Raw genomic sequence first — 22,943 nt, 5'->3', positions numbered from 1 at the left:
TGGCGCGTCCTGGAGGATTCGAACCTCCGACCGCCTGGTTCGTAGCCAGGTACTCTATCCAGCTGAGCTAAGGACGCACTTTTTGTTGATAAATCAACGTTGCAAGAATGGCGGTGAAGGAGGGATTCGAACCCTCGATACGGGATAAACCGTATACTCCCTTAGCAGGGGAGCGCCTTCAGCCTCTCGGCCACCTCACCGTCTTGCGGAGGCACATATTACGTTTTACCGAAAATATGTCAAACACTTTCTTTGAAAAAATCTACGAAACTGGCTTAACCGTTGCTGATTTAATCAAAGTGACTATTAAACGAACTTTATCACTCTATTATGATGAAAAAAAGAGAGTCTTCTCTGAAAAAAAGACATTTATTTTCAAATAACTTTCTGAAGTTCGAATCAACATTATTGATGAATTCACAGCCATACTCAACACAATAGTTTCTGCAAATTTTCAAAAACAGTAAAAACTAAAAAGGCCAACCCTTCGGTTAGCCTTTTTCATTCAAACTAAGCTCTGTAAACAGGAGCGACTTAGTAGTTACCTGAAGCAACGTTGCCATTGCCTTTTTCAGCTTGAATGCGCATGTAGATTTCTTCACGGTGAACTGAAACCTCTTTCGGAGCGTTAACGCCGATACGCACTTGGTTACCTTTAACACCTAGTACAGTTACAGTCACTTCATCACCAATCATCAGTGTTTCGCCTACGCGGCGAGTCAAAATTAGCATTCTTTGCTCCTTGAGTAATCTCTAAATTTTCTTGCTACAAAGCTATTATCCAACAAAAGTTATATTTTCGTAAACTACCTTGTTAGCGAAAATCAGCCTAAAAAGGCATGTTTTTGTTGAATGTTTAATGCTTCACTAGACGTAATGTAAGCATCATGCAGAATGTTTGCTGCTGTATCCACACATTCGGGTGCTAAAACTAGCATCATAGTGAGTGCATTCGTTGCGCTGAAATTGATCTCAATATCTCGCTTTGCCAACAAATCGCATGCGTGCTCTACCATTCCATTGGCCTCAAGCCCCACTGCGGTCAACAGGCTTACCACTTCACTATTACGGATTTTGTCGCTGAACACCAGATCGAACTTGGCACATGCATCTTGTTTTATCATGATGCCTGCCCGTTCTGTTTCCTCGATCACATTCCAAATGTCGATACCCAACATCTGACATTGTTTTGTAGCACTAGATAAATGTTCTTTATCGACTTCGATTATGGCAAGGTCACGTTGAATGGCTATACCAGAGACGGCTTGATTGCCTAACTCCCCCTTTACCAGACTGCCTTCATTAACATCAAATGTCGAAAGCACGCGCAGTGGCACATTATTCTTCCATGCAAATTGCACTGAAGGTAAATGTAATACTTTCGCGCCTCGGCTTGCCATCGCTTCCATGGAAGGAAAATCGATAACCGCCAATTTTCGCGCGTTTTTCACTACACGTGGGTCACAAGTATAAATACCATCAACGTCGGTAAAGATTTGACACTCATCAGCGCGCAATGCGCCTGCCAGTGCCACAGCGCTCGTATCTGAGCCACCTCGACCTAATGTGGTGATATCCCCGTTCTCATTCACACCTTGAAAGCCTGCAACAATCACGATTTGGTCTTGCTCAAGCAATCCCAGAATTGTCTTAGTATCAATGTGTTTAATCGTTGCGTCATTGTGTTGATTATCCGTCACAATATTCGCCTGTGCTCCGGTAAGCGAGCGTGCAGCATGACCCAATTTATTGAGTGTCATTGCTAACAGTGCCATTGACACTTGCTCACCAGCAGAGAGCAAAACATCAAGTTCTCGAGCTGTAGGCACGCTATCTATCTGTTTAGCGAGGTCCATCAGTCTGTTTGTTTCGCCTGACATTGCAGACACGACAACAACAACTTGATTGCCATCATTTTTCGCCTTAATGATGTGTTCAGCAACTTGGTGGATTCTTTCAATTGAACCCACTGAGGTTCCGCCAAACTTTTGCACGATAAGGGGCTTTTTCACCAGTCTTCACCTTCCCAAGACCGAAGTCTCTTTAGAACTGCTTACATCGTCAGTATTTCCTTTTAGAAAAATTATATAAGCAGTAGTTACAACAAAAACCAAATAGCCTAAATGACTCGGTTAACTTTTGGTCAATTAAACCACTTGGCTGCTAAAAAAAATTACGCTCAATCAAAGAAACTTGATTGAGCGTAATTTTAGTAGTTAAAAGCTTATAAGCGCTCTTCTAACCAAGGCTGAACTGTTTTAATTGCCTCTGGTAGTGCGGCTACATCAGTACCACCAGCTTGAGCCATGTCAGGACGACCACCGCCCTTACCACCGACTTGCTCAGCAATCATCTTAACTAGATCACCAGCTTTTACTTTACCAGTTAGATCTTTAGTCACACCAGCAATCAGGCCAACCTTGTCACCTGTTACGTTAGCAAGCAGTACGACACCAGACCCCATTTGGTTCTTGATGTCATCAACCATAGTACGTAGGTTCTTGCTGTCAGCGCCTTCAAGAGCTGCGACTAGAACTTTTGTACCATTGACTTCAACCGCTTTGCCCATGATGTTAGCGCTTTCTGCTGCCGCCATCTTATCTTTTAGCTTCTGCACTTCTTTCTCTAGCGCTTTTGCTTTCTGTGCAGATTCTGCCAGTTTCTCTTCATACTTCGCGTTTTGAGCTTCAATCGCGTCTAATGCAGCCTCGCCTGTTACCGCCTCAATACGTCGAATACCTGCAGCAATGCCGCTTTCTGAAGTGATTTTGAATAGGCCAATATCACCTGTGCTTGATGCGTGAATACCACCGCAAAGCTCTGTCGAGAAGTCACCCATAGACAGTACGCGTACTTCGTCATCGTACTTCTCGCCGAATAGAGCCATTGCGCCTTTCTTCTTAGCTGACTCAATGTCCATCACGTTGGTTTCAATCGTGTGGTTGCGACGAATTTGCGCGTTAACTAGACGCTCAACTTCTTTCAGTTCTGCTGCAGTTACGGCTTCTAGATGCGAGAAGTCGAAACGTAGGTTGTCTGCCTTCACCAATGAGCCTTTCTGCGTTACGTGCTCACCTAAAACTTGGCGTAGTGCTGCGTGTAGCAAGTGCGTTGCTGAGTGGTTTAGAGAGATAGCTGCGCGACGCTCTGCGTCAACGATAGTTGCTACTTCATCACCTTTCGCTAGAACGCCTTCTGCCATTACACCGTGGTGCGCGATTGCGTTACCTAGTTTTTGAGTGTCCTCAACGTGGAATACACCAGACTCAGTACGGATTTCACCAGCGTCACCACACTGACCGCCTGACTCTGCGTAGAATGGCGTTTCACCAAGTACGATGATTGCTTTGTCGCCCGCAGATAGTGAATCTACTTCGTTGCCTTCAACGAACATCGCAGCTACAGAGCTAGAGCCTTTAGTAGCTGTGTAACCACAGAATTCTGTTTGCGTATCAACTTTGATTGCTGCGTTGTAGTCAGTACCAAAGTTACCCGCTTCACGCGCACGTTGACGCTGCTCTTCCATCGCTTTCTCGAAACCTTCTTCGTCGATTGCGAATTCACGCTCACGTGCTACGTCGTTAGTTAAGTCAGCTGGGAAGCCGTAAGTATCGTAAAGTTTAAATACGGTTTCGCCGTCCAGTACTTTACCGTCTAGGTTATCTAGTGCTTCGTTTAGAATCGCCATACCGCGCTCAAGTGTACGACCAAAGTTTTCTTCTTCGATACGCAGTACTTTTTCAACCACAGCTTGTTGACGCTTCAGCTCTTCACCAGCCGTACCCATGATGTCAGCTAGAACGCCAACCAACTTGTGGAAGAATGCACCTTGTGCGCCCAGCTTGTTACCGTGACGAACTGCACGACGGATGATACGGCGTAATACGTAACCACGACCTTCGTTTGAAGGCATAACGCCATCCACGATCAGGAATGAACATGAACGGATGTGGTCAGCGATAACGCGTAGTGATTGGTTTGATAGGTCTTCGTAACCGATCACTTCTGCTGCTGCTTTGATAAGAGCTTGGAACACATCGATTTCGTAGTTTGAGTGAACGCCCTGCATGATTGCAGAGATACGCTCGATACCCATACCAGTATCTACCGATGGTTTTGGTAGCGGTTCCATAGTGCCGTCTGCGTGACGGTTGAACTGCATGAATACGTTGTTCCAGATCTCGATGAAACGGTCACCATCTTCTTCAGGCGTGCCAGGACGGCCACCCCAGATGTGCTCACCGTGATCGTAGAAGATTTCAGTACATGGACCACAAGGGCCAGTGTCGCCCATTTGCCAGAAGTTATCAGACTCATACGGCTTGCCGCCTTCTTTATCACCAATGCGAACAATACGATCAGCGGGCACGCCAACTTTCTTGTTCCAGATGTCAAACGCTTCGTCATCGGTTTCGTAAACAGTTACCAATAAACGATCCGCTGGCAGTTTAAGAACTTCGGTTAGGAATTCCCAAGCAAAGGAGATCGCATCTTCTTTGAAGTAATCGCCAAAGCTGAAGTTGCCTAACATTTCAAAGAATGTGTGGTGACGAGCAGTGAAGCCAACATTTTCTAGGTCGTTATGTTTACCACCTGCACGTACGCAACGCTGAGCCGTAGTCGCTCGAGTGTAGGCTCGTTTTTCTAAGCCTAAGAAACAATCTTTAAATTGGTTCATACCTGCGTTTGTGAACAGCAGGGTTGGGTCGTTATGTGGAACTAACGATGAACTTTCTACGATTTGGTGTCCTTTGCTCTCAAAGAACTTGAGGAACGCGTTACGAACCTCATCAGTGCTCATGTACATGCAGCTCTTCCTGAAAATAGTCGAGTTAGAATTTTGCCGTATTGTAGATCATGCAAACAGCTGAGACTAGTTTTCTTGAGGAAAAGAGGGAGTAGGAGAAAAAATTTGAAGCAAAACAAAAATCAGTGCGAACGACTGACCGTTAATCTTCGTCCTCAAAGCTCAGCGCGTAGCTGATTTGGTCAAAACTGTAGCCACGATATTGCAGAAAACGAACTTGTTTTGCGTACTCTTTTTGGTCTTTGGCTTTAATACCTTTGAATTTCTTTTCTGCCGCCTGTTTAGCCAGTTCAAACCAATCTTGCGGCTCTTCAGCCATAGCTTGCTCAATCACCGATTCCGCAACACGCTTCTGGTTTAACTCTTGACGAATTCGACGCTCTCCATGTCCTTTGTATACATGCTGTCTAATTTGACTCTTCGCGTAACGTAAATCATCTAAATAGTTATGGTCTAGGCAAAAATTAATTGCGATGTCGATGTCTGATTCTTCATAGCCCTTCATCGATAATTTTTGGTAAAGCTCATACTGACCATGATCGCGACGGCTAAGCAATTGGATAGCTGCCTCTTTGCTCGATAATGTTGGCGCCTGGCGTTTTTGGTACATGATGATCCTAAAAGTATTTTTGCTGTACAGGCTCTCAATGGCCTTTGTGATAATTCGATTTTTGATTTCAATAGATACAACAAAGCCCCGCATTGCAGGGCTTTGTCATTTATTAATCTATGAGAGATTAAAACTCTTCAGCTTGCTCTGGCGCTTCACCAGCTTCAGGCGCTTCCGCAAGTGCTGGCGCTAGCAACATTTCACGCAGTTTTGTATCGATAGTTTTAGCCACTTCAGGATGCTCACGCAGGTAGTTACACGCATTCGCTTTACCTTGACCAATCTTATCGCCATTGTAGCTATACCAAGCACCGGCTTTTTCAACTAACTTGTGCTTCACACCTAGATCGACAAGTTCACCTTCGCGGTTAAAGCCTTGGCCGTACATGATTTGTGTGTTTGCTTCTTTAAATGGTGCTGCAATCTTATTCTTAACAACTTTGATGCGCGTTTCGTTACCTACGACTTCGTCACCTTCTTTGATTGCGCCAGTACGACGGATATCTAGACGAACAGAAGCGTAGAACTTAAGTGCGTTACCACCTGTTGTTGTTTCTGGGTTACCAAACATCACACCAATCTTCATACGGATTTGGTTGATGAAGATACACATACAGTTAGACTGCTTTAGGTTACCCGTTAGCTTACGCATTGCTTGAGAAAGCATACGTGCTTGCAGACCCATGTGGCTATCGCCCATTTCGCCTTCGATTTCTGCTTTCGGTGTTAGCGCTGCAACAGAGTCGACAACCATAACATCGATAGCACCAGAACGTGCAAGTGCGTCACAGATCTCTAGCGCTTGCTCACCTGTGTCTGGCTGAGAAACCAGCAATGCATCGATATCTACGCCAAGTTTCTTCGCGTATACAGGATCTAGAGCGTGCTCTGCATCGATAAACGCACACGTTTTGCCTTCACGTTGCGCAGCAGCAATAAGCTCAAGGGTTAATGTTGTTTTACCTGAAGATTCTGGGCCGTAGATTTCTACGATACGACCCATTGGTAGACCACCAGCACCCAAAGCGATATCAAGAGAAAGAGAACCCGTTGAGATGGTTTCTACGTCCATTGCGCGGTTATCACCAAGGCGCATGATAGAGCCTTTACCGAATTGCTTTTCAATTTGACCTAGCGCAGCGGCGAGCGCTTTCTGTTTGTTCTCGTCCATTACTTTCTCCGATTTATTCATCTTCTTTGGGCGACGAATAGTAATTCATTTTTCTTAAGCAGAAGAACTGCTCAGCAATGAAAGTTATTATACTGTTGATTCATACAGTGTCCATACCTGTATGAAAAAAATTTGGCTGACCTAAAGTCGTGATTTGCTCTAGCCCTTATCAATGCTGGGCTAAAACAATTTAAGAAATTCTAGAGTAGATGTTGATACAATTGAGTCAGCGCATGCTCGACCGCTTTTTTGCGAACTTCTGCACGGTCACCAGTAAAATGCATGGTTTCGACTTGCTGCCAACTTTGGTTATCAGCAAAAGCAAAGCAGACCATGCCGACTGGTTTCTCTTCACTGCCACCACCCGGCCCTGCAATACCACTGATGGACACACCGATGGTCGCATTGGAGTTTTTAATTGCACCCTGCACCATTTCAATCACAACTGGCTCACTCACTGCACCATGCGCTTCTAACGTTGAAGCTTGCACACCAAGCATCTCCATTTTCGCTTCATTACTGTAGGTGACAAACGCACGGTCAAGCCACGCTGAACTACCAGCAATGTCAGTAATGGCGGTTGCAACACCACCACCAGTGCATGATTCTGCGGTCGTTAAAAGATGCCCGTGTTTAGCCAATAATGCGCCTAAATCGGCACTCAATTTTGTTGTTTTTTCCATAGCCAAAATGCCCTTTGTCTCTTTTTACTTGATAGGGATTCACGTATCCTAAGCCGCTACGGAAATAAACAAAAGAACTTACCTGTGAAAGCTGAACAAAAACACACTCCGATGATGCAGCAATACCTCAAGCTAAAAGCTGAGAACCCAGAGATTTTGCTGTTCTACCGCATGGGCGATTTCTACGAACTCTTTTACGATGATGCCAAGCGAGCTTCTCAGCTTCTTGATATTTCATTGACCAAACGTGGTGCGTCTGCAGGTGAACCTATCCCAATGGCGGGTGTGCCATTTCACGCCGTAGAGGGCTACCTGGCAAAACTTGTTCAGCTTGGTGAGTCTGTGGCGATCTGTGAACAGATTGGCGATCCGGCCACCAGCAAGGGCCCAGTAGAACGTAAAGTTGTGCGTATCGTGACACCAGGTACAGTGACGGATGAGGCGCTGCTTTCTGAGCGTGTCGATAACTTAATCGCAGCAATTTACCATCACAACGGTAAGTTCGGTTATGCGACGCTGGATGTCACCTCTGGTCGCTTCCAACTGACAGAACCAGAAACTGAAGAAGCGATGACAGCCGAGCTTCAACGTACCGCACCACGTGAGCTACTGTTCCCAGAAGATTTTGAACCTGTACATTTAATGGCGAGCCGCAATGGTAACCGTCGTCGCCCAGTCTGGGAGTTTGAGCTTGATACGGCTAAGCAACAACTCAATCAACAATTTGGCACAAAAGATCTGGTTGGTTTTGGTGTAGAACATGCGTCCTTAGGGTTATGTGCTGCTGGTTGTTTGATCCAGTACGTAAAAGATACTCAACGTACGGCTTTACCTCATATTCGCTCTTTAACGTTTGATCATCAGGATCAATCCGTCATCCTTGATGCTGCTACCCGACGTAATCTGGAAATTACTCAAAATCTAGCAGGCGGAACCGATAACACGCTCGCTGCAGTACTCGACCATTGTGCAACTCCGATGGGCAGCCGAATGCTGAAGCGTTGGTTGCATCAGCCTATGCGTTGCATTGAAACGTTAAACAATCGCCTTGATGCGATTGGTGAGATTAAAGAACAAGCTCTGTTTGCTGATCTTCAACCAACGTTAAAGCAAATTGGTGATATTGAACGTATCTTAGCGCGCCTTGCATTACGCTCTGCTCGCCCTCGCGATATGGCTAGACTTCGCAATGCCATGCAACAGCTACCAGAGCTAGAATCTGTCACCGCTTCTTTGACCCATCCGTACCTAACGAAATTGGCGAAGTATGCAGCTCCGATTGACGAAGTATGTGACCTGTTAGAGCGCGCGATTAAAGAAAATCCGCCGGTTGTTATTCGTGATGGTGGCGTCATCGCTGAAGGCTACAATGCGGAGCTCGATGAATGGCGAAAATTGGCAGACGGTGCAACAGAATATCTTGAGCAGCTTGAGCGAGATGAGCGTGAACGACACGGTATCGATACGCTTAAAGTAGGCTACAACAACGTTCATGGCTTCTTTATCCAAGTAAGCCGTGGCCAGAGCCATTTGGTTCCACCGCATTATGTACGTCGCCAAACACTCAAAAACGCTGAACGCTACATCATCCCAGAGCTTAAGGAACACGAAGACAAAGTACTTAACTCGAAATCTAAAGCGTTAGCACTTGAGAAACAGTTGTGGGAAGAACTGTTTGATCTATTGATGCCAAACCTTGAGAAGCTGCAAAACCTAGCTTCTGCCCTGTCTCAACTGGATGTATTACAAAACCTAGCAGAGCGTGCAGATTCGTTAGATTACTGCCGCCCAACGCTTGTGAAAGACGCAGGAATTCACATTCAAGCTGGTCGTCATCCAGTCGTAGAACAAGTAACAACAGAGCCGTTCATCGCGAACCCAATTGAGCTTAACCCAGCCCGTAAGATGTTGATCATCACCGGTCCAAACATGGGTGGTAAATCAACCTACATGCGTCAAACTGCGCTGATTGCATTGATGGCACATATCGGCTCTTATGTACCGGCAGAATCCGCACAGATTGGTTCTTTAGATCGTATATTTACTCGTATTGGTGCGTCAGATGATCTTGCATCTGGCCGCTCGACCTTCATGGTAGAAATGACCGAAACAGCCAATATTCTTCACAACGCAACTAAGAACAGTTTGGTGCTAATGGATGAAATCGGACGCGGTACTAGTACTTACGACGGTCTCTCTTTAGCTTGGGCAAGTGCGGAATGGCTCGCAACACAAATTGGTGCGATGACCCTATTTGCAACTCACTACTTCGAATTAACAGAGTTACCGAACCAACTGCCAAGCTTAGCGAACGTTCACTTGGATGCCGTAGAACATGGAGACAGCATTGCCTTTATGCACGCAGTTCAAGAAGGTGCGGCAAGTAAGTCTTACGGCTTGGCTGTTGCGGGCTTAGCTGGCGTACCAAAAACGGTCATCAAAAATGCGCGTAACAAGCTATCTCAGCTAGAGCAACTGGGGCAAAACAGTGACACACCGCGTCCAAGTGCAGTAGATGTGGCTAACCAGTTGAGCCTGATTCCAGAGCCTAGCGAGGTCGAACAAGCTCTGTCAGGTATTGATCCTGACGACTTAACGCCACGCCAAGCTCTTGAAGAGCTGTATCGCTTGAAAAGGATGCTGTAAATAGACTCACACCAAGGAGCAAAAAAGAAAAAAGGCTATGGGGAACCATAGCCTTTTGCGTATCTAGTGGAATACGGATTATTTAATCGTCTTCTACGTTAAACAAGTTTTCCATATTCAAACCTTGTTTGATTAGGACTTCACGAAGACGACGCAAACCTTCCACTTGTATTTGACGTACTCGCTCACGTGTCAGGCCAATCTCTCGACCAACTTCTTCCAGCGTCGAAGGCTCGTAGCCTAGTAGGCCGAAGCGACGTGCAAGCACTTCTTTCTGTTTCGGATTCAACTCTTCTAACCAATGAATCAACGATGATTTGATGTCGTCATCTTGAGTCGAAACTTCTGGATCAGAGTTGTTTGCATCAGGAATAATATCCAGCAGCGCTTTCTCACCGTCACCACCGATTGGCGTGTCGACAGAGCTAATACGCTCATTAAGGCGTAACATTTTGCTTACGTCTTCGACTGGAATATCTAATTGAGCAGCAATTTCTTCTGCGGTCGGTTCGTGATCGAGCTTTTGAGAAAGTTCACGCGCAGTACGCAGATAAATGTTCAGCTCTTTCACTACATGGATAGGTAGACGGATCGTGCGAGTTTGGTTCATCAACGCTCGCTCTATCGTTTGTCGGATCCACCACGTTGCGTAAGTAGAGAAACGGAAACCACGTTCTGGGTCGAATTTTTCGACCGCTCGGATCAAGCCGAGGTTACCTTCTTCAATCAGATCAAGTAGTGCTAGACCACGGTTACTGTATCGACGAGAAATCTTAACAACCAAACGTAGGTTACTTTCGATCATACGTTTGCGTGCCGCTTCGTCGCCACGTAGGGCGCGTCTTGCGTAAAGCACTTCTTCTTCGGCAGTAAGTAAAGGTGAGAAGCCAATTTCGCCCAAATACAACTGAGTTGCATCTAAGCTTTTACTGCTCGCGTCAAATTCTTCACGCGCAGTCGCTTTGCTTTCTGTGGATGATGATCTTTCGAGTTCGTTATCAATGGTCTTCACTGACGCATTATCAAATGCAAACTCTTCAACTTTGGTTACTGTGTTGCTGATACTCATAACGCCTCCCCCTGGCGAGTTAGCAAGACATGACAACTCAATATGTCGCTAAATGATGTCGCAAGTTGTTTTTCAAAGTTTTAAGGCAAATAGCGTTTTGGATTCACTGATTTACCTTGATAGCGAATTTCAAAGTGTAGTTTGACCGACTTTGCACCTGAACTACCCATGGTGGCGATTTTTTGTCCGCTTTTTACGCTTTGTCCTTCTGTGACCAGCAGTTTGTCATTATGTGCGTATGCGCTTAAATAATTGTCGTTATGCTTTACTATAATTAAGTTGCCATAACCTCGTAGCGCATTGCCTGAATAAACGACTGTGCCGGCTGCGGTTGAAACGATAGGTTGACCACGCTGTCCTGCGATGTCGATACCTTTATTTCCCTGTTCTCCCGCCGAAAAGTTCTTGATTACTCTCCCTTTTGTTGGCCACAACCACTTTGAGACTTTATCACTCTTTTCTGTGGTAGTTGGCGCTTTTTGCTTCACTTTTTGGTTATCTTTTGAACCAACATACTCCTTTGTTTTCGATTGTTCAACCTTCTTTGGAGGCTGTTTTTGTACGACTTTAGGCTTAGTCTCTGTAGGTTTTTGACTAGAGTTTTTACTCGAAGGTTTAGGTTTAGAGGCTGTTGATGTTTTCGTCACTGGAGCTGGGGGTGTCGTAACAACAGGAGCTACAACGGGTTCAACTTTTTGACCATATTTAGGGGCGACATATTTCGGAGCCCAAAGTTTTAGCCTCTGTCCTGGGTAGATAGTGTAAGGCTGAGTTAACTCATTGTAACGAACAAGATCATTTACATCTTTATCTGTGACATAAGCTATGAAGTAAAGCGTATCGCCTTTTTTTACCTCATAATAACTCCCTCTGTAACTCCCTCTTTCAAGGCTTGAATAGTCTTTTTTTAGGCTAGAGACAGGTGCAGGGGAATGCGCTGCACAACCAACTAGTCCTGCAGCAAACACAAAGCTAATACCAATATGACGTAGTAACTTATTCACCTATCCCTAACCCTTAAGCTAAATCACCCGCAACCAGAGGTACGAACCGAACCATTTCTACAACGGTAGAGAGATATTCGTCTCCCTTACGCTCTATTTTTAATAACTGTTGCTCCGTATCTCCAACAGGAATGACCATTTTGCCGCCATCTCTTAATTGTGAGAGAAGAGCTTGGGGAATCACTTCAGCGGCAGCGGTAACAATGATAGCATCGAAAGGACCTCGCGCTTCCCAGCCCTGCCACCCATCAGCATGCTTAGTTGAAACATTGTAAATATCCAATTGCTTCAGGCGACGCTTTGCTTCCCATTGCAACGATTTAATTCGCTCAACGGAGTATACATGATCAACAATTTGCGCCAGTACCGCGGTTTGATAACCCGATCCCGTTCCGATTTCCAGAACACGACTCGCCGGTTCTAGCTCAAGCAACTCGGTCATACGAGCAACGATATAAGGCTGAGAAATAGTTTGTCCCTGACCAATTGGTAACGCATTGTTATCATAGGCTTGGTGCATCATCGCTTGAGAAACAAAGCTTTCTCGTGGCAAGCGTTGGATAGCATCCAGAACTCTTTGGTCTTTGATGCCACTGGAGATAAGAAACGCTATCAACCTGTCAGCATGTGGGTTACTCATTACGTCTCTTCCTTTAACCAACTATCCATAGCACGCAGCGACTCGTGAGCGGTGAGATCAACTTGCAGAGGCGTCATTGAAACTCGGCCATGCTCAATTGCATAAAAGTCCGTGCCCTCTCCTGCATCTTGCTCCTTTCCTGGTGGCCCTAACCAATAAATGTCATGGCCTCTCGGATCTTTCTGCTTGATCATATTCTCTGCGTGATGACGTGCACCTAAACGCGTAACTTCAATTTCACCTAAACTCTCTGATGGTAAGTCAGGCACGTTTACGTTCAGTAGACGATTCGTTGGAATCGGCGACGCTAAATGCTGTTGTACAATTTGACGTGCAATTTTAGCGGCGGATTCGAAATGTCGCTTACCCACTAGAGAAAAAGCCACCGACTGAACGCCAAGGAAATGACCTTCCATGGCTGCTGCTACTGTTCCAGAATAAAGAACATCATCACCCAAATTAGCGCCATGGTTGATTCCTGACAGAACAAGATCAGGCAAATCATCTTTCATTAGCTCATTCAGCGCGAAATGCACACAATCCGTGGGCGTGCCTTGCACTGAGTAGATATTTGGGGCAATTTCAGTCACGCGTAATGGTTGTTCTAATGTGAGTGAATTCGAAGCACCTGAACGATTTCGATCAGGTGCGACAATGGTCACTTCAGCGATATCTCTCAACTCATCAGCGAGGGCATGAATCCCTTGAGCATGAACACCATCATCATTGCTGATTAAGACTCTTAAGGGCTTCGGGTTTCGTGAATCCTGTTCCATTAGTATTCTCTTTCTACTTCAACCTCATTAACTAACTCACGAACAATAGAGGTCGCAAAAGATCCCGCATCCAGTGAGAAAGTCAGCGTAATGTTGTTACCTTCAACCGTCCAAGCTAAATCTTTTGGCTTTAGCGCAATATCGCGACGGTCGTGGCGCATGCGATTACCACGAATCAGCGCCATGAGGTCAGGCTCTTCGTCTAAAAACGGTTGCTCTAATGCCAGAGCCTCAGTTTGAGTAGGCAGTGCATTATCGCCAGCAAGCGCAGCGGTAATTGCCGCTTCACCTTGCGCAAATTGCACTTGCAGAGCAGCAATGTTGTTTGCATCAATCAACTGAGTGCCAGAATTCGTCTGCGCAATGTCACCATCAATGAACTTATCAAACACACCATTCTCTAGACGAGCTGAAACGATACGGTTGAAAATCCACGAACGAGCCGCTGATAAATACATACTGCGCTTGTTTTGATTGCGGGTACGAACGTTTTCGCGTCCCCATCGACGTGCTTCTTCAAGGTTGTTGCCATCGTTACCAAAACGCTGACTACCAAAGTAGTTTGGCACGCCAACTTGTTTCACTTTTTCAAGACGTTGCTCTACATCCGCTATATCTGTCACTTCAGACAAAGTAACCACGAACTCGTTCCCTACTAGGTCACCAGGACGCAGTTTTTTATTGTGACGATCTGTTGCAAGGATTTCGATACTTGGGTATTGAGCCAAAAACGCTGAAAAATCTGGCGTTTCACCTTTCGGTAAATGGACACTTAACCACTGTTCCGTCACCGCATGACGGTCTTTAAGACCCGCCCAGCTAACGTCTTTCGACTTAACACCACAGGCTTTCGCTAACTCGTTAGCAACGAAGCTGGTGTTCTCGCCCGTTTTACGGATACGAACCATTAGGTGCTCGCCTTCGCCCGTAAAGGCAAAACCTAAATCTTCGCGAACCTGAAAATGCTCTGGCTGCGCTTTAATTTTTGCCGATGCAACTGGCTTACCCGTTAGGTAAGCCAATGAAGATAAAATGTCTGACATGATGTGTTTCCGCTGATATCACAGCTTAGGGGAGCAAATTGCTAGTTATTGCTTAAACAAAAGTACAACGGCTTCCGTTGCAATGCCTTCTTTGCGTCCAGTAAAACCGAGACGTTCTGTCGTCGTCGCTTTTACGTTGATGTTACTAATGTCGGTTTCTAGGTCTTCGGCAATTGCCGCACACATTGCGTCAATGTGTGGTGCCATTTTAGGCGCTTGTGCCATGATGGTTACATCAGCATTGCCAAGACGGTAGCCTTGCTCTTTGACTCGACGGTAAACGTCTTTCAGTAATTCACGACTGTTTGCGCCTTTCCATTTATCATCCGTATCTGGGAAATGACGACCAATATCGCCGGCAGCAATCGCGCCCAGCAGAGCATCCGTTAACGCATGCAACGCTACATCGCCGTCTGAGTGTGCAATCAAACCTTGCTCATAAGGGATTGCTACACCACCAATAATGACTGGGCCTTCACCACCGAATTTATGTACATCGAAACCATGACCAATTCGAATCATTTTCTATCCTTTCTTTATTCGCCGCGCTCACGGCTTAGATAAAACTCGGCTAACGCAAGATCTTCTGGCTGAGTGATTTTTATATTGTTCGCATTCCCTTGAACTAAGGCTGGCTTCTCGCCTAACCATTCCAAAGCCGAGGCTTCATCGGTAATGGTTACACCCTGTTCTAATGCGTCAGCCAGTGCTTGAGTAAGCTGCTGAGTTTTAAACATTTGTGGAGTCAGTGCATGCCACAATGCTTCTCTATCTACCGTATGATCGATATCTTGTACTGCGTTTGCTCGCTTCATTGTATCTCTCACAGGAGATGCGAGAATGCCACCCGTTGAGTGGGCGCAGCAAACATCAATCAAACGGTCAATGTCGGATGTTAATACACATGGCCTCGCAGCGTCGTGGACTAATACCCACTCGCTTTCCAGATGCTCATTGACATAGTTTAGCCCTGATAACACAGAGTCTGCTCTTTCTTTACCACCAGCTACACGAATCACATCTGGGTGCTTAGCAATGGACAATTCTGGGTAATATGGGTCGCCGTCAGTAATGGCAACGACAACCTTAGAAATATTTGGGTGAGAAAGCAGTTTCTCTACGGTATGTTCCAGTACCGCTTTACCTTCGATCAATAAATATTGCTTAGGGCGATCTGCCTTCATTCTGCTACCCACACCAGCAGCAGGCACAATTGCGATATGCGATGAGTTCATATCCAACATTTTAATGGTTTTCCTCACCTATAATGCGGTAAAAAGTCTCGCCATCTTTAACTAAACCGAGCTCATGACGCGCACGTTCTTCAATCGCATCAAGACCTTGCCTTAAGTCATCAATCTCAGCGAACATTTCATTGTTGCGAGCTTGTAGCTTGCTGTTCACTTGTTGCTGAACTTCAATTTCATCTTTTACTGTGTAGTAGTCAGACACTCCGTTTTTACCAAACCATAGAGTGTATTGAAGCAAGCCAAACAGTAGCGTAAGGGCTATAACAAAGATTCGCATATCGCTGCTAACATTCTGTACCGGAAGGAATTAGATAAGGTGACATATATAGCATAAATGCGAGGTTGCCTCTAGGGGAGAAAGGGAGACTCACACGCTCCTTACAAGAAATAAGCAGCAAAATGAAACAAGCTCATGGGAAGCGAACCTTAACCATGACCAAAGTAAGACCCCAAAATACAAATCTATAAATACAAAAAAACGCCGTAGCGAGGGTTTCAAAAAGCTATTTAGCGAAACTTTACTCAATAAGAATTAAGCTTGGCCTTTAACTTCTTTAAGACCGCTTACTTGAAACATGGACTTAGCGCTTCCGTTATATAAAAAAACACCCCGCCAAGGCAGGGTGTTTTAAAAGCTTTAAGTTAAGCTGCTAATTCAGTGAAGAATTAAGCTTGACCTTTAACTTCTTTAAGACCGTTGAAAGGAGCGCGCTCACCTAGAGCTTCCTCGATACGGATTAGCTGGTTGTACTTAGCAACACGGTCAGAACGGCTCATAGAACCAGTTTTGATTTGACCTGCTGCTGTACCTACCGCTAGGTCAGCGATAGTTGCATCTTCAGTTTCGCCAGAACGGTGAGAGATTACTGCTGTGTAACCTGCGTCTTTAGCCATCTTGATTGCAGCTAGAGTCTCAGTTAGAGAACCGATTTGGTTGAACTTGATAAGGATAGAGTTAGCTACGCCTTTCTCGATACCTTCAGCAAGGATCTTAGTGTTAGTAACGAATAGATCGTCACCTACTAGTTGAAGCTTGTCACCTAGTAGTTCAGTTTGGTGCTTGAAGCCATCCCAGTCAGACTCGTCTAGACCGTCTTCGATAGAAACGATTGGGAATTGGTTAGCTAGCTCAGCTAGGTAGTGGTTGAACTCTTCAGAAGTGAAAGTTTTACCTTCGCCTTTCATGTTGTAGATGCCAGCTTCTTTGTCGAAGAACTCAGATGCAGCACAGTCCATAGCTAGAGTAACGTCTTTACCTAGTTCGTAACCAGCAGCTGCAACAGCTTCTGCGATAACTTCTAGAGCTTCAGCGTTAGATTTAAGGTTAGGAGCAAAACCACCTTCATCACCAACTGCAGTGCTGTAGCCTTTAGACTTAAGAACTTTAGCTAGGTTGTGGAATACTTCTGCACCGATACGTAGACCTTCTTTAAGAGTCTTAGCGCCAACTGGTTGGATCATGAACTCTTGGATGTCAACGTTGTTGTCTGCGTGCTCACCACCGTTGATGATGTTCATCATTGGTAGAGGCATAGAGAACTGACCTGCAGTGCCGTTTAGCTCAGCGATGTGCTCGTATAGAGGCATGCCTTTCGCAGCAGCAGCAGCTTTAGCGTTTGCTAGAGAAACAGCTAGGATAGCGTTAGCACCGAATTTAGATTTGTTTTCAGTGCCGTCTAGTTCGATCATTACTGCGTCGATTGCAGCTTGGTCTTTAGCGTCTTTGCCAACTAGAGCTTCAGCGATTGGGCCGTTTACAGCTTCAACTGCTTTAAGAACACCTTTACCTAGGAAACGTGCTTTGTCACCGTCACGTAGCTCAAGAGCTTCGCGAGAACCAGTAGATGCGCCAGATGGAGCTGCCGCCATACCTACGAAACCGCCTTCTAGGTGTACTTCAGCTTCTACAGTTGGGTTACCACGTGAGTCGATGATTTCACGACCTAGAACTTTAACGATCTTAGACATTAATGTTTCCTCTCGTTTCAAATATAAATGTCAATCTTAAAGGGCAGCAGCACAACCTTCGCCGCCGCCCGTATCCTTTTACTTCTCGAATTCGCCGCGTGCATTTTGGCCCGCAGCCTTAACAAAACCTGCAAACAATGGATGTCCATCGCGAGGAGTCGAGGTGAATTCTGGGTGGAACTGAGCCGCTACAAACCATGGGTGAGCTGGGTTCTCAATCATTTCCACTAACTTCTTGTCCGCAGATAGACCTGATACTTTTAGGCCTGCTTTTTCGATTTGCGGACGAAGCACGTTATTCACTTCGTAACGGTGACGGTGACGTTCATGGATCGTCGCGCTACCGTACAGTTCACGAGCTTTAGTCCCTTTCTCTAGGTGACACAGCTGTGAACCAAGACGCATCGTACCGCCTAGGTCAGACTTTTCAGTACGCTCTTCTACGCTACCTGATTCGTCTACCCACTCTGTGATCAAACCTACCACAGGGTACTTAGTCTCTTTGTTAAATTCTGTTGAATGTGCACCTTCCATACCCGCAACGTTACGCGCGTATTCGATTAGTGCAACTTGCATACCCAAACAAATACCTAAGTAAGGCACGTTATTTTCACGTGCATATTGAGCCGCACGGATCTTGCCTTCAATACCACGATCGCCGAAGCCACCTGGTACTAGGATTGCGTCCAAACCTTCTAGAAGTTCAACGCCTTTTGTTTCGATATCTTGTGAGTCTACATACTTAATTGTGACGCTTAGGCGGTTTTTCAAGCCAGCGTGTTTAAGCGCTTCGTTCACAGATTTGTATGCATCTGGTAATTCAATGTATTTACCAACCATACCGATGGTTACTTCACCAGTAGGATTTGCTTCTTCGTAGATAACCTGTTCCCATTCAGAAAGGTCTGCTTCCGGAGCAGTAATACCAAAGCGAGCACACACAAGGTCATCTAGACCTTGAGATTTAATCAACTGAGGGATCTTGTAGATAGAGTCTACATCCTTCATTGAAATTACTGCTTTTTCTGGAACATTACAGAACAGTGCGATTTTTTTACGCTCATTCGCAGGAATAACGCGATCGCTACGGCAAACTAGGATGTCTGGCTGAATACCGATAGATAGAAGTTCTTTTACAGAGTGTTGCGTCGGCTTAGTTTTCACTTCGCCCGCTGCCGCTAGGTAAGGAACAAGTGTTAGGTGCATGAACATTGCGCGCTCACGGCCTAGCTCAACAGCTAGCTGACGAATCGCTTCCATAAATGGTAGTGATTCGATATCACCAACAGTACCGCCAACTTCAACGATAGCCACATCATGGCCTTCAGAACCTGCAATAACGCGATCTTTGATTGCGTTAGTGATATGAGGGATAACTTGAATAGTTGCGCCTAGGTAATCACCACGACGTTCTTTACGAAGTACGTCGGCATAAACACGACCTGCAGTGAAGTTGTTACGCTTGGTCATCTTGGTACGGATGAAACGCTCGTAGTGACCAAGGTCAAGGTCAGTCTCTGCGCCATCTTCTGTAACGAACACTTCACCGTGCTGAGTAGGGCTCATTGTGCCCGGGTCAACGTTGATGTAAGGGTCAAGCTTCATCATAGTCACTTTAAGACCACGAGCTTCTAGAATAGCCGCAAGAGATGCTGCTGCAATACCTTTACCTAGAGAGGATACAACCCCGCCAGTAACAAAAATGTAATTTGTCGTCATGTTTAACCTGAAATTGGTTGAATGAGGGAAATGGAGTGCTTCTGGACGGGAGATAAATATACCAGAAGCTCCTTACCGCCACAACGTGAAATCTATCACACCGTAATTTTTTATTTTTTGCTTCAAATCAAAGTGAGCAAAGACAAACCAAAGTCCGTTTTCGTGTAACCAAACAAGCTGACCTTATATTATGTATTCTGCCAGTTTACCTCTGCCTCGATTCTTCTTGTTTTACTTCATCCCAAAAATGGTCAAGTTCTGATAAAGAACAATCTGTAAGTACTTTGCCTGACTGCTGGACCTTGCCTTCAACTTGTTTAAAACGTCGCGCAAACTTTACGTTTGCTTTTCCTAGCGCGACTTCTGGGTTTTTATCAAGGTGGCGAGCCAAATTGACAGTCGCAAATAGCAAATCACCGAGCTCCAACTCAACTTTCTCTTCATCGGGCTGAACTTGCAGTGCCTCTTCCATGACTTCGTCAATTTCTTCTCGTACTTTATCGACAACCGGGCCAAGTGAATCCCAATCAAACCCAAATTTTGCACATTTTTTCTGAATTTTTGTAGCACGAGAAAGTGCCGGTAAAGAGTTTGGTATTGAGTCTAGGATACTTTCTTCCGCTTTGCCTACTAGGGCTTTTTCTTTTGCTTTTTCCGCTTCCCAGTTCGCGTTAATTTCCTCGTCAGATTCAAACTCAACATCTGAAAAAACATGCGGGTGGCGACGAGTCAGTTTTTCGTTCACGGTTTCGACGACATCCGAAAAGTCAAACAGCTCTTGCTCTTTCGCTAGCTGACTGTAAAAAATCACCTGAAACAACAAATCCCCTAGCTCTTCTTTTAGATTGGGCCAATCTCGATTTTGAATCGCGTCCACCACTTCGTAGGTTTCTTCTATAGTATGCGGAACGATGGTGTCAAAGGTTTGTTTTAAGTCCCAAGGGCAACCGTTTTCTGGGTCACGCAGCTTCGCCATGATTTGTTCTAACTGTTCAATTGGATGACTCATTTTTTGTTCCTTTAAACCTTTCTATTAAAGAAAAAGGTGAGCAGCCAAAACCACTCACCTTCTACATTATATTTTCTCAGCAGCTTTCACTAAGTAATTGTTACTTTGACAAGGCAACAAATTTTCGCGACTCCTGAGCATAGCTCGCCTATGTGATGAGCCTGGGCCGGCACTCCGGAGTGCGTGCAGTCAACAACGCTACAACGATAACTCTGACGAGAGTTTTAGCCGAGGCGTTTTACAGACATTACATCCTTGATCTGTTCCACACGTTTCGAAACCCGCGAAAGCACCTCAATATTGGTGACTTCTAGGTCAAAGTCCATGATGGCAAGTTGACGTCTGTAGTCGACTCGGTTCTTCATACTGGTCACTTTAATCTTTTCGTTGGCGAACAGTGTCGTAATGTCTTTGAGTAGACCACCTCGCTCCATCGCTTCAACACGCACGGTGAGGATGTATGACCCCACAAAGCCGCTGCCCCAGACTGTATCGATGATGCGCTCTGGCGCATGATGGCGCAGTTCTTCTAGCTGTTCACAGTCACTACGGTGTACTGAAATCCCACGACCTTGCGTTATGTAACCAGAGATATCGTCACCTGGAATTGGCTGACAGCAACGTGCTAGATGTGTCATTAGGTTATCGACGCCTTCTACTACAACTGCGTCTTTTTTCGGTCGGCTTTGCGCGGGTGATTTATGCTCAGCTTCTTGCAGTTTTTCCAGTGCTTGCTGGTCTTCTTCCTCTGCCGTTGGCTTGTTAACTAACGCGTTGATATGGTTAATGATTTGGTTGATGCGCAAATCACCGCTACCTACACCAACATACAATTCATCTGGTGTTTTGACGTTAAACCGCTTGAGGGCGTAATGCTCTGCATCTTTTAACGTTGCGCCAATTTTGGCTAACTCATGCTCAAGGATTTCACGACCTGCTTCGAGGTTCTTCTCACGGCTTTGTTTTCGGAACCAGGCGTTAATTTTGGCACGCGCACGACCAGAATGAACGAAGCCTAATGATGGGTTTAACCAGTCACGTGATGGGTTAGGTTCTTTCTGAGTGATAATCTCGACTTGGTCACCCATATGTAATTTATGCGTGAACGGCACAATACGACCTCCGACTTTGGCACCGATACAACGGTGTCCCACTTCGGAGTGAATGTGATAGGCAAAATCTAGCGGCGTTGCCCCCATTGGCAAATCGACAACATCACCACGTGGTGTAAAGGCATAAACACGGTCATCAAAGACTTGGCTACGCAGCTCATCGAGCATTTCGCCAGAGTCAGACATTTCTTCTTGCCAATCCAATAGCTTACGCAGCCACGTGATCTTCTCATCATAACCGCTTCGGCTGCTTGCCCCTTCTTTATATTTCCAGTGCGCTGCAACCCCCAGTTCCGACTCTTCATGCATTTGCTTGGTACGAATCTGGATCTCGATGGTTTTGCCTTCTGGCCCTAGAATTACTGTATGGATCGATTGATAACCGTTTGGTTTAGGGTTAGCAACGTAGTCATCAAACTCGCTCGGTAGATGCTTGTATTTGGTGTGAACTACGCCTAAAGCCGCGTAACAATCTTGCAGTTTGTCTGCGATGATACGCACTGCTCGCACATCAAACAGCTCATCAAAGGCCAAACTCTTTTTCTGCATTTTTCGCCAAATGCTGTAGATGTGCTTAGGTCGACCACTCACTTCGGCATTGATGCCCGACACTTCCATTTCGTGCGTGAGGTCTTCAACAAAGTCTTTGATGTACTGTTCACGAACGATGCGCCTCTCAGAAAGCTGTTTGGCAATTTGTTTGTAAGTTTCCGGTTGTTGGTAGCGGAAAGCGTAATCTTCAATTTCCCATTTCAGCTGACCGATGCCTAATCGGTTTGCTAGCGGCGCATAGATGTTGGCACACTCTTTTGCCGCCGCACGTCGAACTTCATCTGGCGCTTTTTTAACTTCAATAAGGTTACAAATTCGTTCCGCGAGCTTGATAACTACGCAGCGGAAGTCATCCACCATGGCAAGCAGCATGCGGCGTACGTTATCTACCTGAGATGACGCTGCACTGCCTTCCATGTTGACGTTGAGTTGGCCAATAGCAGCCATTTCTTCAACGCCGTCGATTAATTTTATGATTTCTTTGCTGTATTTCTCTTCCAGAATTTCTCTGTTAAAAGCACCACTTGAAACCAAAGGAAACAGTTGAGCAGCCACTAAAGTGGCTTGATCCATAGACAAGGTGATCAAAATTTCGATCATTTCTCGTCCACGCCACAACAACAGTTCCGCTTGCTCGTTATCAGCTAATACTGTCTGGCAATCTCGATATACTTCGATTAAGCGTGAGGCTGTGTTTTTCTCTTGTCCTAGGCTAGCCACCCAGTTTTCGAGTTCAAACTGTTCATCTTGGTTTAAATGCGCGCTTCTTACCGCAACCATCTCATCATCCTAATTATTATATTCGTGTGGTTTGACTAACACCGTCCAGGTTAGTTCTTTTTACCGCGCGTACACGCTGGCTTTATGACCACCCACCACAAATA

The 22,943-nt window shown here is 45.6% G+C and carries 19 protein-coding genes and 2 tRNA genes; 1 reads left to right on the top strand and 20 read right to left on the bottom strand.

The window, feature by feature from the left end; all coding sequences use genetic code 11:
- From R7Q39_RS08045 to pncC, 8 genes are all read right to left on the bottom strand, one after another.
- Positions 1–77, bottom strand: a tRNA-Arg gene (locus R7Q39_RS08045).
- Between the two features lie 31 nt (positions 78–108).
- Positions 109–200 (bottom strand) — tRNA-Ser (locus R7Q39_RS08040).
- A 334-nt stretch (positions 201–534) separates the two neighbouring features.
- Complete coding sequence (gene csrA / locus R7Q39_RS08035; RefSeq protein WP_004415691.1) at positions 535–732, bottom strand: carbon storage regulator CsrA; 198 nt, start codon at positions 730–732, stop codon at positions 535–537.
- 92 nt (positions 733–824) lie between these two features.
- A complete protein-coding gene (locus R7Q39_RS08030) occupies positions 825–2,012 on the bottom strand; it encodes an aspartate kinase (protein ID WP_005383803.1) in 1,188 nt (395 codons plus the stop codon).
- A 212-nt stretch (positions 2,013–2,224) separates the two neighbouring features.
- Entirely contained in the window at positions 2,225–4,807 is a 2,583-nt protein-coding gene (gene alaS / locus R7Q39_RS08025; protein WP_005383801.1) for an alanine--tRNA ligase, read from the bottom strand.
- Between the two features lie 142 nt (positions 4,808–4,949).
- Complete coding sequence (gene recX / locus R7Q39_RS08020; RefSeq protein WP_017633543.1) at positions 4,950–5,417, bottom strand: recombination regulator RecX; 468 nt, start codon at positions 5,415–5,417, stop codon at positions 4,950–4,952.
- Between the two features lie 127 nt (positions 5,418–5,544).
- Positions 5,545–6,588, bottom strand: coding sequence for a recombinase RecA (gene recA, locus R7Q39_RS08015; protein ID WP_005380874.1), 1,044 nt, complete (start codon positions 6,586–6,588; stop codon positions 5,545–5,547).
- 200 nt (positions 6,589–6,788) lie between these two features.
- Complete coding sequence (gene pncC, locus R7Q39_RS08010) at positions 6,789–7,271, bottom strand: nicotinamide-nucleotide amidase (RefSeq protein ID WP_017633544.1); 483 nt, start codon at positions 7,269–7,271, stop codon at positions 6,789–6,791.
- An 84-nt stretch (positions 7,272–7,355) separates the two neighbouring features.
- Between pncC and mutS the strand changes: the two genes are divergently transcribed.
- Entirely contained in the window at positions 7,356–9,917 is a 2,562-nt protein-coding gene (gene mutS, locus R7Q39_RS08005; RefSeq protein ID WP_064354301.1) for a DNA mismatch repair protein MutS, read from the top strand.
- Between the two features lie 82 nt (positions 9,918–9,999).
- Here mutS and rpoS read toward each other — a convergent pair whose 3' ends face one another.
- From rpoS to relA, 12 genes are all read right to left on the bottom strand, one after another.
- Positions 10,000–10,986: an RNA polymerase sigma factor RpoS gene (gene rpoS / locus R7Q39_RS08000; RefSeq protein ID WP_005380887.1), complete on the bottom strand. Its 987-nt coding sequence runs from the start codon at positions 10,984–10,986 to the stop codon at positions 10,000–10,002.
- An 80-nt stretch (positions 10,987–11,066) separates the two neighbouring features.
- Positions 11,067–11,990 carry a peptidoglycan DD-metalloendopeptidase family protein gene (locus R7Q39_RS07995; RefSeq protein WP_054577173.1) on the bottom strand — a complete coding sequence of 308 codons (924 nt, stop codon included), beginning with the start codon at positions 11,988–11,990 and terminating at the stop codon, positions 11,067–11,069.
- A 13-nt stretch (positions 11,991–12,003) separates the two neighbouring features.
- Positions 12,004–12,630: a protein-L-isoaspartate(D-aspartate) O-methyltransferase gene (locus R7Q39_RS07990; protein WP_005380892.1), complete on the bottom strand. Its 627-nt coding sequence runs from the start codon at positions 12,628–12,630 to the stop codon at positions 12,004–12,006.
- Positions 12,630–13,406: a 5'/3'-nucleotidase SurE gene (gene surE / locus R7Q39_RS07985; RefSeq protein WP_318075991.1), complete on the bottom strand. Its 777-nt coding sequence runs from the start codon at positions 13,404–13,406 to the stop codon at positions 12,630–12,632. The genes R7Q39_RS07990 and surE overlap by 1 nt, the downstream gene beginning before the upstream one ends.
- Positions 13,406–14,449: a tRNA pseudouridine(13) synthase TruD gene (gene truD / locus R7Q39_RS07980; RefSeq protein ID WP_170890516.1), complete on the bottom strand. Its 1,044-nt coding sequence runs from the start codon at positions 14,447–14,449 to the stop codon at positions 13,406–13,408. The genes surE and truD overlap by 1 nt, the downstream gene beginning before the upstream one ends.
- A gap of 45 nt (positions 14,450–14,494) precedes the next feature.
- Complete coding sequence (gene ispF, locus R7Q39_RS07975; RefSeq protein ID WP_005380896.1) at positions 14,495–14,971, bottom strand: 2-C-methyl-D-erythritol 2,4-cyclodiphosphate synthase; 477 nt, start codon at positions 14,969–14,971, stop codon at positions 14,495–14,497.
- Between the two features lie 14 nt (positions 14,972–14,985).
- Positions 14,986–15,693 carry a 2-C-methyl-D-erythritol 4-phosphate cytidylyltransferase gene (gene ispD / locus R7Q39_RS07970; protein ID WP_017821625.1) on the bottom strand — a complete coding sequence of 236 codons (708 nt, stop codon included), beginning with the start codon at positions 15,691–15,693 and terminating at the stop codon, positions 14,986–14,988.
- A 1-nt stretch (position 15,694) separates the two neighbouring features.
- Complete coding sequence (gene ftsB, locus R7Q39_RS07965; RefSeq protein ID WP_005380907.1) at positions 15,695–15,976, bottom strand: cell division protein FtsB; 282 nt, start codon at positions 15,974–15,976, stop codon at positions 15,695–15,697.
- A gap of 389 nt (positions 15,977–16,365) precedes the next feature.
- Positions 16,366–17,667 carry a phosphopyruvate hydratase gene (gene eno / locus R7Q39_RS07960; RefSeq protein WP_005383785.1) on the bottom strand — a complete coding sequence of 434 codons (1,302 nt, stop codon included), beginning with the start codon at positions 17,665–17,667 and terminating at the stop codon, positions 16,366–16,368.
- A gap of 78 nt (positions 17,668–17,745) precedes the next feature.
- Positions 17,746–19,386 (bottom strand): CTP synthase, encoded by a 1,641-nt coding sequence (locus R7Q39_RS07955; RefSeq protein WP_021034029.1) that lies wholly within the window; start codon positions 19,384–19,386, stop codon positions 17,746–17,748.
- A 205-nt stretch (positions 19,387–19,591) separates the two neighbouring features.
- Complete coding sequence (gene mazG / locus R7Q39_RS07950) at positions 19,592–20,395, bottom strand: nucleoside triphosphate pyrophosphohydrolase (RefSeq protein WP_005383780.1); 804 nt, start codon at positions 20,393–20,395, stop codon at positions 19,592–19,594.
- 224 nt (positions 20,396–20,619) lie between these two features.
- Positions 20,620–22,839: a GTP diphosphokinase gene (relA, locus tag R7Q39_RS07945; protein WP_213904133.1), complete on the bottom strand. Its 2,220-nt coding sequence runs from the start codon at positions 22,837–22,839 to the stop codon at positions 20,620–20,622.
- Positions 22,840–22,943: the final 104 nt, after the last annotated feature.

It is taken from the genome of Vibrio sp. 947 (assembly GCF_033339115.1).
Lineage (GTDB): Bacteria > Pseudomonadota > Gammaproteobacteria > Enterobacterales > Vibrionaceae > Vibrio > Vibrio alginolyticus.
The sequence above is the reverse complement of the archived record's forward strand: the minus strand, read 5'-3'. Positions and strand labels throughout refer to the sequence as shown.

Coding starts and splice junctions, on each gene's coding strand:
- alaS (WP_005383801.1), bottom strand. CDS start 4,807: ATGTACATGAGCACTGATGAGGTTCGTAACGCGTTCCTCAAGTTCTTT.
- truD (WP_170890516.1), bottom strand. CDS start 14,449: ATGTCAGACATTTTATCTTCATTGGCTTACCTAACGGGTAAGCCAGTT.
- rpoS (WP_005380887.1), bottom strand. CDS start 10,986: ATGAGTATCAGCAACACAGTAACCAAAGTTGAAGAGTTTGCATTTGAT.
- pncC (WP_017633544.1), bottom strand. CDS start 7,271: ATGGAAAAAACAACAAAATTGAGTGCCGATTTAGGCGCATTATTGGCT.
- mazG (WP_005383780.1), bottom strand. CDS start 20,395: ATGAGTCATCCAATTGAACAGTTAGAACAAATCATGGCGAAGCTGCGT.
- R7Q39_RS07955 (WP_021034029.1), bottom strand. CDS start 19,386: ATGACGACAAATTACATTTTTGTTACTGGCGGGGTTGTATCCTCTCTA.
- eno (WP_005383785.1), bottom strand. CDS start 17,667: ATGTCTAAGATCGTTAAAGTTCTAGGTCGTGAAATCATCGACTCACGT.
- surE (WP_318075991.1), bottom strand. CDS start 13,406: ATGGAACAGGATTCACGAAACCCGAAGCCCTTAAGAGTCTTAATCAGC.
- recX (WP_017633543.1), bottom strand. CDS start 5,417: ATGTACCAAAAACGCCAGGCGCCAACATTATCGAGCAAAGAGGCAGCT.
- ispD (WP_017821625.1), bottom strand. CDS start 15,693: ATGTTGGATATGAACTCATCGCATATCGCAATTGTGCCTGCTGCTGGT.
- ispF (WP_005380896.1), bottom strand. CDS start 14,971: ATGATTCGAATTGGTCATGGTTTCGATGTACATAAATTCGGTGGTGAA.
- relA (WP_213904133.1), bottom strand. CDS start 22,839: ATGGTTGCGGTAAGAAGCGCGCATTTAAACCAAGATGAACAGTTTGAA.
- recA (WP_005380874.1), bottom strand. CDS start 6,588: ATGGACGAGAACAAACAGAAAGCGCTCGCCGCTGCGCTAGGTCAAATT.
- R7Q39_RS07990 (WP_005380892.1), bottom strand. CDS start 12,630: ATGAGTAACCCACATGCTGACAGGTTGATAGCGTTTCTTATCTCCAGT.
- csrA (WP_004415691.1), bottom strand. CDS start 732: ATGCTAATTTTGACTCGCCGCGTAGGCGAAACACTGATGATTGGTGAT.
- ftsB (WP_005380907.1), bottom strand. CDS start 15,976: ATGCGAATCTTTGTTATAGCCCTTACGCTACTGTTTGGCTTGCTTCAA.